The 11,510-nt window shown below is 46.1% G+C and carries 9 protein-coding genes; 2 read left to right on the top strand and 7 right to left on the bottom strand.

Translation table 11 applies throughout. From position 1 onward, the window contains the following. The 6 genes from QUA20_RS26975 to QUA20_RS26950 all read right to left on the bottom strand — a co-directional run. Nucleotides 1-716, bottom strand: a 716-nt coding sequence (locus tag QUA20_RS26975; protein WP_333192807.1) for a DegT/DnrJ/EryC1/StrS family aminotransferase, incomplete at its 3' end; no start/stop codon positions are given. A 570-nt stretch (nucleotides 717-1,286) separates the two neighbouring features. After that, nucleotides 1,287-1,862 carry an alpha/beta hydrolase gene (locus QUA20_RS26970; protein WP_333192805.1) on the bottom strand — a complete coding sequence of 192 codons (576 nt, stop codon included), beginning with the start codon at nucleotides 1,860-1,862 and terminating at the stop codon, nucleotides 1,287-1,289. 597 nt (nucleotides 1,863-2,459) lie between these two features. Further along, entirely contained in the window at nucleotides 2,460-2,768 is a 309-nt protein-coding gene (locus tag QUA20_RS26965; RefSeq protein WP_333192803.1) for a DUF3493 domain-containing protein, read from the bottom strand. Between the two features lie 171 nt (nucleotides 2,769-2,939). Next, complete coding sequence (locus tag QUA20_RS26960; protein WP_333192801.1) at nucleotides 2,940-4,172, bottom strand: DUF445 family protein; 1,233 nt, start codon at nucleotides 4,170-4,172, stop codon at nucleotides 2,940-2,942. 84 nt (nucleotides 4,173-4,256) lie between these two features. After that, the gene (gene ubiE / locus QUA20_RS26955) at nucleotides 4,257-4,964 is read right to left on the bottom strand and encodes a bifunctional demethylmenaquinone methyltransferase/2-methoxy-6-polyprenyl-1,4-benzoquinol methylase UbiE (protein ID WP_333192800.1); all 708 of its coding nucleotides are present in this window, start codon (nucleotides 4,962-4,964) and stop codon (nucleotides 4,257-4,259) included. Nucleotides 4,965-5,213: 249 nt separating this feature from the next. After that, the gene (locus QUA20_RS26950) at nucleotides 5,214-6,158 is read right to left on the bottom strand and encodes a response regulator (protein ID WP_333192798.1); all 945 of its coding nucleotides are present in this window, start codon (nucleotides 6,156-6,158) and stop codon (nucleotides 5,214-5,216) included. A 156-nt stretch (nucleotides 6,159-6,314) separates the two neighbouring features. Between QUA20_RS26950 and QUA20_RS26945 the strand changes: the two genes are divergently transcribed. Next, complete coding sequence (locus tag QUA20_RS26945) at nucleotides 6,315-7,409, top strand: RuBisCO accumulation factor 1 (RefSeq protein WP_172190467.1); 1,095 nt, start codon at nucleotides 6,315-6,317, stop codon at nucleotides 7,407-7,409. A gap of 107 nt (nucleotides 7,410-7,516) precedes the next feature. Here the strand turns inward: QUA20_RS26945 and QUA20_RS26940 are convergent, their stop codons facing one another. After that, nucleotides 7,517-8,524, bottom strand: a complete 1,008-nt coding sequence (locus QUA20_RS26940; protein ID WP_333192795.1) for a DUF4349 domain-containing protein — start codon at nucleotides 8,522-8,524, stop codon at nucleotides 7,517-7,519. Nucleotides 8,525-8,976: 452 nt separating this feature from the next. Here QUA20_RS26940 and QUA20_RS26935 point away from each other — a divergent pair, with 452 nt between their 5' ends. Continuing rightward, on the top strand, nucleotides 8,977-11,442 hold the full coding sequence (locus tag QUA20_RS26935; protein ID WP_333192794.1) for an ATP-dependent helicase: 2,466 nt from the start codon (nucleotides 8,977-8,979) through the stop codon (nucleotides 11,440-11,442). The last annotated feature ends 68 nt before the right edge of the window (nucleotides 11,443-11,510 follow it).

The following is an 11,510-nucleotide window of genomic DNA, read 5'->3' as shown; positions in this document are numbered from 1 at the left end:
ACCACTTGGTAGTGCTTGTAACCCGAGTCTCCGAAACGCTTCCAAGCATCTTTGCTCATACCGTGCAGCGCTAAAATATTGAGCCTGTCGGTATCTTCTTGACTGGCGACCAGAATCATTCCTCCTTCGCCCGTCGTAATGTTTTTGGTAACATAAAAGCTGAAGCATCCGAAGTCGCCAAATGTGCCTGCTTTCCGCCCCTTGTACTCTGTTTCGATCGCGTGAGCGCAGTCTTCAATTAACTTCAAGTTGTGACGGCTAACAATTTCGCAAAGCGCATCCATATCGCAGGGACGACCCGCGAAGTGAACTGGCAAAATTGCTTTAGTTTTTGAAGTTATTTTAGCTTCGACTTGAGCCGGGTCAATATTCATTGTCACCGGATCTACATCCGCCAGTACCGGTGTTGCCCCGGCGTGGACGATCGCATTAACTGTAGCGCAAAAAGTCATCGGAGTAGTAATGACTTCATCCCCCGGTTCCAAGCAAGCAGCGAGGACGCTCAAGTGTAGTCCCGCCGTACAAGAATTGACTGCTATCGCGTACTGAGAACCCTTGTAAGCATTGAATTCGTCTTGAAATCTCATGACTTTCGGGCCTGTACCCAACCAACCTGTTTTCATGGTTGCCACCAATTCTTGTATTTCAGCATCTTCGATCGCCGGAGCGCCGAAAACCAAGAAACGGTCTTTTGAACGAATTGGATTGTTGTTCATGTTTCTAATGTTACCCAGTAAATAGAGTTGATGGATGGAAAGTTTTAATTAATGGTGTCTCTGCGTTTTTATTTCATTTTTTTTGATTCAAGAGTTTTTGCTAATACGTTGCCTAATGGCATCTTTTATACAACTAGCTTACTGATGACTAGCCGTTTTTCGTCAATCGCCCTACTCTGACAGCGTTTCCATATCTTAAGATAGATAACCTGCAATGTCCACCCGATATTATTTCAGTTTATGAGGGATACACAAGCTTTTACCCGCATTTTTTGGTTCAATTACTTTTCTCACCACAAAAACCGATACTCGCTATAAGCTTTTTGTAAACGATCGAACATCTATCCAGAGATAGATTGTACAGCCAAGTTATACGATTTTTGATGTTTGATTTTGGAATGACTGATTGCAGTCAGGTTTAGAGCTTGTCTACCGTTGAATTCTTTTTTTAAACAGGTGTCAAAATTAAGCAAATTTTGCACAAATAAAATGTGACTCCCCTGTAATTTATGCAGGTTGAGCAACATTCTGTGCTAGGTCGAAGCAATCAACCCCGCTGGACAAAATCCACTACAATCTAGGCAGACGAATCTTATTCAAAATATCTTGCAGCCGTTCTGAAACGCCGCCCAATTGTTCTGACAAAGCTACAAGTTTACCGTAAGCTTCAACTAAGCGATCGCCCTCAACATAAACTTCTGGAGTAGGATAATTTTTCATCGCTTCCAGCAGCGTAATCTCGTTATCATTAGTTGCAGACAGCACCAAGGCCTCGCGCAAAGCTTCTCGATTTGCATTCCCAGAAGGAGTGCGAATTACCTGACCCACTTCATCGAGAATTATTTCCCCAACCTGGCTGTTGAGCGTCCGATCCAAAAAGCTTTGACTGACTTTCACCGGTCTGTTCAGACTGCTGCGAACAGCTTGCGGATCTTTTTTTGCCTTTCCCAGCAGCATTTCTAACGCGGGCGACATTTTCCCAGTTTCTGCAAAGATTTCTAATTCGCTGACTGGTAAAGTCATTCGGATCGCACTGTATTTTAGCACTACCTTTTCGGCAGCCACCGCAGCACTGCTGTAAAATACAATTCCCGCACCTGCTGCTAAAAATAACGTCCACCGCTCTTTAAAAAATGATCTGCCCACAGTAAAACCTCCCAACATCTTTTTCTACTTAGACTTTGACACATCTCATTAGTTACTGCACAGACTAAGCTCTTCGGGAAATGCCAAATTATTCGATCGCCCAACACTTATACCATTTTAGATTTTAGATTTTAGATTTTAGATTTTAGAATTGCAAATGACCGATCGTCGTGGTTTCGAGTATGGGCCTAGAGTTGCATGATTTTTGGGAACTGGTATTACCTATACCGGATGCTAGGCAAAAAACTCGGTTCACGGCGCTGGTACGGGCTTCTCAGTGCGCGGTGCGCACCCTACTGATTCTATCTCCCAATCTCCCGATCCTCGCAAAATGCCGAACGCCAGCTCTTCTATCAGTGAAGGCTGGCGCTGGGCTTAAATTGATTTTATATATTTAGGGTCTTTATGAAAGCTGACCCCAATTGAACGAATTACAAGCGGTTTATGATTAGGGTCTTTAAATTTGCTGACCCCAATTGAAGCCACATCTTAATCATTACAGGGATCGCTGACAAACCAGGATTTCATAATAATTTCTTTATATTTCTAACTTTTCCTTGCCTCAGATAGATTTTTGTCTCGATTTGTAAACTTTTGTTACTTCGACTTTGGGGATCGGCTCTCGGCGCGCTGCTCCCAGCGAAACAGGAACACCATCAGAGCCACGACTCCGACTTGGAGCGCAAAATTGGGCAAAGCAGAGCCAATTTCCCGGCCCGAGGCAATTTTAGCCAGGAAAACCAAGCCGCCGATAAAGCCCGAAGCGCCACAAGCTACATAGACAAACTGGCGCAGAGGCCGGTAGGGAGTGGCCATTTCTGCGGTTAAACGCTCGTATTGTTGGCGGCTGAGATTGCGCGGGTTTTTTGGGATGTTTGTGCGATCGTCCGAATTTGGGGCTGGCATAGATTTAAGAAATAGGTAAATTAGGATGGGGCTACAACAAAAACCCGGTTTCTACCAAAAACCCTCTGGCTTAGGTGGCAACTACTGCCAAAAAACCGCGTTTTTGTTACTGTGTGCGCAAATCTAGTGAATATTAGACTACAACCAATATCTCACAACTGCCGAAATAAATCACCGCTGAATCCAAATCACAACTGTCTGCAAACAGCCGACAAAAACACCCAAAATGCCTCCTAAATTTACAATTCCCTGCAACTCGCTTTGGACAATTCCCTGAATTGCTAACTCCAGCTCTTCAGGAGAAGTACCTTTTACTCGATCGACAATCACCTGGTCAATATTCAAAATCGGGATAGCCTGAGCTACAATATTTTCTAAATCCCGCTCTAAATAACGCTCTAAAACCAAAGCCAGTTCTTTGCTGACAATTTCCAGGGAAGCGCTCATCACCGCTGAAGTTTGCAAGCGATTGAGAATCAACCGCGAAATATTTTCCCAGTCAATAGATTTACTCAACCCCTCAAGTACGTCTGTACCCCGCTGTTGAACGTAGCTGCGAACGCTGTCGCGCATTGTTTTTCGCAACTGTCTCACAGTCGAAACCGGTAAATTTTGCATCGACAAATTTTGCAGCCATTCCTGAATTCGCCCGCGAATTCCCAAAGAAATAGTTAACTCTGCTAACCGCTGATTTGTCGCTTCTCTGTCATCTAGACAAAAAGTCCGCAGCCGAGTTAAAGTGTTCCGCAAACCAAACAAATTGGCTACTACCCAATAAGTGCCGCTAGTTTTTTCTCGAAACCCTTCATCGATGATCGAAATATTGCGATCGGTCAAAAAATCAATTAAAGCCTGACGCAGCACTTCCGGGGGTATTACTACTTGCAACAACCAATCAGCAAGCTGAGCCGCCTGAGATTCCGTTAACTGAATCTCCAGCAAAACTTGGTCAAAAATTTGATTTAGCTGAACTTCTAAAAAATCTTCCCGGCGCGCCAAAACTTTGAGAATTCGCGGCACAGATTCCCCCAGCAAATCTCGCAGAATGTTAGCGAGAATTTTAGCGGTTTTTTGCTCCGCGTCTGCTTTTACCTGATCCAGCGCCAACTGCAAAAGCCAGAGAATTACCGACTGCATCCGCTCTGTTTGTAGGAGGCGGCGCGCCAAGTTTTGCAGTTCCTCCGGCGTCAGCAGCGAACCCATAATTGTGTCGGAAATTCGCTTTGCCAAGCGCTCTTGGTTGCGGGGGATCAAGCCTGGAGTGAAAGGCAACTGCCGCCCTTTGATGTAAATAGCTCGATAGGGGCGGAACAGCATTTTGATTGCTATATCGTTCGTGAAATAGCCAATAATTCCTCCCACTACAGGTGGGGCCAACAACAGCCAAATTTCAGACGGATTCATAAGGGATTAAAATAGGGTAAGGCGCGCAGGGATCGGTGCACCCTACAGTTAGATAGCTGATCTAGACTGCAAGCATTTTTAATTTTAAATTGCTTTGCCCAGTACCAATACTCCCATCATAGCTCCGGCAATGGGGTAGTGGGTGGCCGTGGCAAATCCGGCTTGGCGGGCGATCGCGACTTGCCGATCGCCGATCGGGAATTTTTCTAAACTAGGATTAATGTAGGCATATTCTTGAGTCATGCCAAATTGCTGAGCAATGGGTACTACGAGAGTGTCTAGATAAAACTGCTGAAAGCTCCGCATTAGGGAATTGCTGGGGCGGTGGAGGTCGAGAATAGCAGCTTTTGCACCGGGTTTGAGTACGCGGTGCAATTCCTGAAGACTGCGGGGGATGTCTGTCACGTTGCGCAGGCCGTAACCCATTGTGGCGCAGTCGAAGTAATTGTCGGCAAAAGGCAAGTCTAGGGCGTCAGCTTCTACCCAGGAAATGGGACTTGCAGGGGTGAGAAAAGGTCGATCGCGCTTGGCCGCAACAGCTAATTGTTCGGCGGAAAAATCTACTCCAAATACGCAACCTGTCGGCCCTGCTTGTTTTGCCAGCAGCAAAGCTAGATCCCCGCTGCCGCAGCACAAATCTAAACAAGTATTGCCGGGGCCGGCACTGCTCCATTTCACCGCCATTTGTTTCCAAATCCGGTGCTGCCCAAAGCTCAACCAGTCGTTCAATTGGTTGTAAACTGGTGCAATTCGATTAAATATAGTTTTAATTTGTTCGGCGTTATTAGTCATTTGTCATGGGTAATTGGTAATTGGTAATTGGTAATTGGTAATTGGTAATTGGTCAACCATAAAAAATACTTAATCCGTCTATTCATGTCATGCGGTCGCCAGTCATTAATGCTTTTTTATTTGTTAGCGATCCGGGTTCTAGTGTCTAGAATCATTGGTTTGCTATCATTTCCGACTTAAGATTGAGAGCCGAGTGATGACTAAGGACTAAGGACTAATGACTGATGACTGATGACTGATGACTGATGACTAATGACCCTGAAAACTCGTCAATACCAAAGCAACTTCTTGGGCGGCGAGGTGAATTGTTGTGAGTTCGTCGGGGCGCAGGGAACAAGGTTGCTTCCACTGGATGGAAACCAGGGCGATCGATCGACCCTTGTGAATCACCGGGACGCTCAGGTGAGCTTGAATGCCGCATTTCTGATAGTGCGGCAGGCTCGCTAGGGCTGGGTCGTTCGCAATATTCACAGCACCCTGAATAGTTTGAGAGGTAATTGCTTCTCGAACCAGAGGATCATCTGCCAGCCAATTTTCCACAGTTTTGCTGGTGGTATGACTGCCTTGGACTGGCATTAAAACATTTCCTTCCACCAGTTGCAAAATGCAAGCATCCGCCAAAAAATTATCGCTTATAGCAGTAGCAATTGGCTCTAAACTGGCATCCAAACTCGGATAATCCACAGCCGTTTGCATGATTGTTGCTAACAGTTGTATTTGATTTTGGGAGCGGTGCAATTCCTCAGTCCGCTGCTTGAGAACTTCATAAGTCTCGGCCGCCTTTTGCACCACCATTTTCAATTCGTTCGGGTCCCAAGGCTTGGTGATATACTTGTAAACCTGTCCTGAGTTAATGGCATCCACCAAGTCTTCAATGTCCGTAAAACCAGTCAAGATAATTCTGACCGTATTCGGAAACTGAGGCACGGTTTTGCTCAGAAACTCCGTTCCCTTCATTTCTGGCATCCGCTGGTCGGAAATGATCACGGCGACCTCGCCTTCGATGCCGAGGACTTCCAAGGCGCGAATTCCGCTCTCAGCTTTGAGCACGTTAAAATCTCGTCGGAAAGTGCGGTAGAGTAAATCCAGATTGTCTGGTTCGTCGTCTACTACCAGCATTTTGGGTTTTTTCGGTCGGTGTAGTGTCATGAGCTGGCGTTTAATTTGATCGAGCTCTGAAATGGCATTATCCATATCAATACGATAAACTCCCCTTTGTAAATTTAGGCGAGCAACTATTCTGTAACAATAGTCTCATAACTCACTTACTATTAATCTATCGCTCTGCCGCGACACGAGCCTTGCCGGTATCCAATCACACATAACTTAGCGCTAGTTTTTGATTCAATTATGACTGATACACCGCAAGATTCATCCCCTCCTGCATCTGCATCCTCCACAAATGCTGTGGATGCCGAAAAGTTAATTCGATCGCTCCGCCGAAAAGAAGGCACTTGGGTAGAGTGGGGACAGGCCTGCACCGCACTGCTAAAAGCTGGCTACAACTCTCAAAGGATTTTTGAAGAAACTGGTTTTGAGCCAATTCAGCAAAATCAAGTAAGCGTCGCAGCCCAAGTTTACACCAGCATGGTAAATGCTGGGGCTTCAGAAGAAGTTCGATCGCACTTCCTGGGCAAAGGTAGCGATATCTTATACGAGTTTCGGATTCTCTCTCAAGTAGAGCGGGCCGGGGCAGCAGCTTTGATGCTAACCCACAATTTGGATGTTGACGATGCTCGCCAAGTTGCTAAAGCGATCAAGGAGTTTTCGCACTTCGGGAGTCTCCCCCAAGGGTTCACAGACACTCCCGGCGATGCTATGGCTTACCAATGCTGGCAATTGGCGAGACAGAAAAGCGATTTGCAAGAGCGATCGCGCTTAATTGCTCGCGGTTTAAAATTAGCTAGCAGCCCAACCGCTAGGGCGCAAATCGAGCAGTTGCTCGTCGATTTTACCGTAGTTCCGAGACGGGAAGCGCCCCGCTTGCCAGTCTACCGGCTCGATACCGAGGAACAATTGCCGCGCGTTGTCCCGGTTGTAGGCAAATTGCCGCTTTCTACCAGAGATTTGCTGGCAGTGCCTTTACCGGAGGAAATCGAGCCGTTCCGAATGGTAAAATTTTCCGGAGCGGGAGCTTGGGTGGCGATTCCCGGATGGCAGGTAATTTTGAACGCTGAAGATCCGGTGGCGGTTTTGGGAATGAGCGATCGATTGCCGGTACCGCTGCAAGGCAAAGTTGAAGAAGTTTTGATTATTGCCGATCGAGCCCAAAGACACTGGGATGCTGAAAGTTATTTCCTCGCCGATAACGCTGGCAATTTAGAACTGTACTGGTTTGAACAATCCCCGGATATTCCTATTTTGGGGCGAGTTGTTCTGGTGATGCGTCCGAAAAAGATTGTGGATGAAGACTATACCAAAGATGGATGGCAAATTGATGATTAGTCAGTTGTCAGTTGTCAGTTGTCGTTGGTTTTAAGAACGGGTTCTCGGCAGTTCCACAATACATAAATTTTATGTGAGTGGAATGACTAATGACTACTGACTACTGACTACTGAGGCGGTTTCGGTTCTTGAATTTGCGGAACAGAATGGTGTTTCTTAAATCGATTAAAGCCGTAAACCGCAGCCGCAATTAAGAGCAAATAAGGACTGTAAGCCAACAGCCAAATACCCAAACCAAACAAACCGAGCGTCAATTCGCCCACAGAATGAGTCGCTTTCCCCCAAGTTTCCTGCACCCGCAAACCTAGAGAAGGTTCGGGAGTTTGTTGAGCCGATACTGCTGCTTCTAGAGTTAAGCTAATAGTCGAATAAGCTACTTGATTTCGCAAACTTTTTAACTGAGCGTCAATGCGCTCGATCGACTCCCGAATATTGCTCAACTCTTGAGCAGCTTTGAGCACGTCGCCGACAGAGCCCGATCGCTCCATAATTTTTAACACCATTTCTTCTGATTTGCGGAGGTTCCGCAGCCTAGCCTCGCTGTCAACTAATTGATCCGTAACATCCTCAGCCGTCAGAGCACGGTTCTCTACAGTTCCGAGTTTTGCCAAAGTGTCTAAAGTAGTTTCTAACCGTTCTTGAGGCACGCGAATCTCCACAGACGCCGTTTGGCGGACACTGGAATCCGGCGGCTTTTGATTTTGGAAACCCAAGATATCGCCTTGCTGTTTTTCGACAATATTAGTAACAGATTTAGTGCTGGCGTCAATAGATTTGACAACTACACTGAGTTCGGCTTTTTTAATCAGTTGGGGACGGGTTGCCGGAGTTTCTGCTGCTTTTTTTGATGCACCAGGAGTTTTTGACCTTTGGGCTGCTGGCTCGGCTGCGGGTGGAGGTGGTGGAGCCGATGCGGGAACTTGGTTTTCACGGATGCTAGATGAAGCTCCGCCGGGTGGAGCGCTGCCGGTCGATTGATCTCCTCCGCAGCTAGGCAAAGCAATGGCTGAAGATAAAGTTAAAAATACTGCCACAGCAAAACGAGTTGTGCTGCTGTTGGCTGGGTTTGGGTTTGGCCTGTGCGGGGGGGAATAGATTTTGAGGTGAGTTTTCATTTGGGTGACTCCTATAAAAAAGGCTTGGGTATTGAATTTTATGCTGGTTTCAATTTAAGCTCGAATAGATAGCATTAGTTTAGCCGATACCGAAATGGAAACGGTAGAGGTTGAATACTTTGGGATTTTTAACCGCAGATAAACGCAGGTGAACGCAGATGAAAGCCAATAAATATCGGTGTGATGACCGAAAACAATTTGGTCACAAGTCCCCGGATTCATCCGTGGAGCGAGAAAAAAGCTCCTCGCTCCCGCCAGTGCCCAGATTTCTGAGCGGGGTCGCTTTATTCAATCTAAAATCTAAAATCTAAAATCTAAAATCGATTGACGGTTTGGGTTCTGGGCATAGGCGATCGCAACTAAAGCAACTCGGTTTCTGATACCGTTTGAAAAGGCTGAACGCGACAAATATTTTTCTAATCTAAAATCTAAAATCTAAAATCTAAAATCGAATGACTGATGAATTTGATACTGATTTTATGCGATCGACGACTAATATCGATCGCCCGGATGTAGCCTCAGCGCTTTCCGAATCAGGGTTTGCGGCTGTTTTGCGAGAACAAGCTTGCCTTAAAATTCGCGAAAGCTTGCGTGCGGGGCAGCAGGACATGGCGGATTGGCAAGGCGGCCCCCTTGCTGTTTCGGCGGTTCCAGGGGCCGGGAAGTCTACGGGAATGGCTGCTGCGTCGGCAATTGCGATCGCCCGCAACCAGCTTCACAACCGCCGCCAGTTAATTGTCGTGACATTTACGCGATCGGCTGCTGCTAATATTAAAGCTAAAATTCGGGAAAGATTGGCCCAATTGTCTTTATCTCAAGGCGGTTTTGCGGTGCACACTTTGCACGGTTTAGCTTTGAATATTGCGATGCGCCATCCCGATTTGTCGGGTTTAAATTTAGAAAATTCAACTTTAGTTACTCCTACTCAAAGTCACCGATTAATTCGCACCTGTGTAGAACTTTGGATTGCGGAAAATCCCCGCCGATATCAAGTTTTGTTGGAAGGACAGCAATTCGACGGAGAGGAAACGGAGAGATTGCGGCGACAATCGGTTTTGCGGACGGAAATTTTGCCGCAGGTAGCTAAAACTGTGATTCACGAGGCGAAATCTTCTGGTTTGTTTCCCGAACAGTTGTTAGAAATGAGCGCTCTTGATACTGGGGACGGTTATGAGATTTTAGCAGTAGCTGGGGGTTTATATCAAAAATATCAGGCTTTGTTGAGGAGTCGCGAATTCATCGATTACGACGAGATGATTTTAGCAGCTTTGCGGGTGTTGGACAATCCGAGGGCGAGGGCGATCGAGCAAAAGCAAGTATTTGCCGTTTTCGAGGACGAAGCCCAAGATTCTACACCTTTGCAGACTAGGCTTTTGGAAACATTGGCGATCGATCCCGATCATCCTGCCTTACCTCCCAATTTTATCAGAGTTGGCGACCCAAATCAAGCGATTAATTCTACTTTCACTCCCGCCGACCCGATTTATTTTAACCAATTTTGCGATGAGTGCGAAGTGGAAAAGAAGTTAGCGACAATGGACGGCGCAGGTCGCAGCACCCAGGTGATTATCGATGCAGCTAACTTTATGTTGAAATGGGTAAATAGCTCAAAATTAGCGGGAACAGAACAGCCTTTTCGCGACCAAACTATTAAGCCAGTACCCAGCGATGACCCGCAGCACAATGCAAATCCCGCCCCCATTGGTCGAGGCTTAGAATTGCATACTCCCCGCGATATTTACCATACAGTTGAGTTAATTGGCAAGCGGGTAATTGAGTTAGTTGAGGAATTTTTACCTGCGGATTTTGAATTAGGAAGCAATGAGAAAAATCTCGAAGCTGTGGGTGAAGCGAGCGATGGAGAAAATCGTCAAAAATTGCCTTTAGAAACTCTTAAATCGATGGCTGTTTTAGTGCGAGAAAACAAACAAGGCAAGTTTATCAAAGAAATGCTGGAGAATCCGAAAAAACACGGATTAAGCTTTGATTTGCGGAAATACGGGATTAAAATTGAGGATGTGGGAGAGCGCGACAGACATTCTCAAGTGCCTTGGGAAATCTTAACATTACTGCAATTTCTCGATCGCCCGCACTCTCCAGACTACCTAAAAGCAGCATTAAAGATTTTGAGCGATCGGCAACTCATTCCCAAACAAGACTACAATGCTTTTGCTACCAGCCCCGAGCAATTTCTTTACCCAGGCCCTCTAGACCCGCAGCAGTCAGAACCAGTTCGCAAATGCCGCTATTTTTGCTGCGGTTTGCTGCAAGCTAGCTTAGAACTGCCGCCCTACCAAATCATCTCATTTTTAGCCTTAGCGCTGCAATACGACCAAACAGAATTAGCCACCGCCGACAAATTAGCAGAACGGGTAGCAATCCAAACAGCCGGCAATAATTCAATGCGCAATATTTTGGACGTACTGAGCGAAATTGTCAGTTCCGAAAGATTTGAACCTGTGGATGCAGACGACAAAATAGAAGAACGCTACACCAGCAAAGGTCAACTAACAATTATTACCATGCACAAAGCTAAAGGATTAGATTGGGATTGTGTATTTTTGCCGTTTTTACACGAACAAACTATCCCTGGAAATCTGCGAGTTTTGCCCCAAGCCAGATTTTTAGGAGATTTCACTTTAGCAGAGGTAGCGAGAGCGCAAATTCGAGCAAGTTTGCACGAAAAATATCCTTTACCAAATCTAGGCGAAGCATGGGAACAAGCAGGTTATTTGAAAACAGCAGAAGAGTTTCGACTGCTGTATGTGGCGATGACGCGAGCAAAAAGCTTGCTGTGGATGGCTGCGGAGAAGAAAGGGCCTTTTACTTGGAACAAACCGGAGAATTTGCAGGAGCAAAAACCTTGTCCGGTAATGCCTGTTTTAAAGCAGAGATTTCCTGGTAATGCGATATTGTAAAATAGATTTTTGTAACGAACCGCTTCGCTAACGCGCCTTCGCGGTTCGTTACAAAAAATATAGTTCAC

Source organism: Microcoleus sp. Pol7_A1 (genome assembly GCF_036701085.1).
GTDB lineage: Bacteria > Cyanobacteriota > Cyanobacteriia > Cyanobacteriales > Microcoleaceae > Microcoleus > Microcoleus asticus.
Note: the sequence above shows the minus strand (reverse complement) of the source record. Positions and strands in the feature narration are given on the sequence as shown.

Coding starts and splice junctions, on each gene's coding strand:
- ubiE (WP_333192800.1), bottom strand. CDS start 4,964: ATGACTAATAACGCCGAACAAATTAAAACTATATTTAATCGAATTGCA.
- QUA20_RS26935 (WP_333192794.1), top strand. CDS start 8,977: ATGACTGATGAATTTGATACTGATTTTATGCGATCGACGACTAATATC.
- QUA20_RS26960 (WP_333192801.1), bottom strand. CDS start 4,172: ATGAATCCGTCTGAAATTTGGCTGTTGTTGGCCCCACCTGTAGTGGGA.
- QUA20_RS26940 (WP_333192795.1), bottom strand. CDS start 8,524: ATGAAAACTCACCTCAAAATCTATTCCCCCCCGCACAGGCCAAACCCA.
- QUA20_RS26945 (WP_172190467.1), top strand. CDS start 6,315: ATGACTGATACACCGCAAGATTCATCCCCTCCTGCATCTGCATCCTCC.
- QUA20_RS26950 (WP_333192798.1), bottom strand. CDS start 6,158: ATGGATAATGCCATTTCAGAGCTCGATCAAATTAAACGCCAGCTCATG.
- QUA20_RS26965 (WP_333192803.1), bottom strand. CDS start 2,768: ATGCCAGCCCCAAATTCGGACGATCGCACAAACATCCCAAAAAACCCG.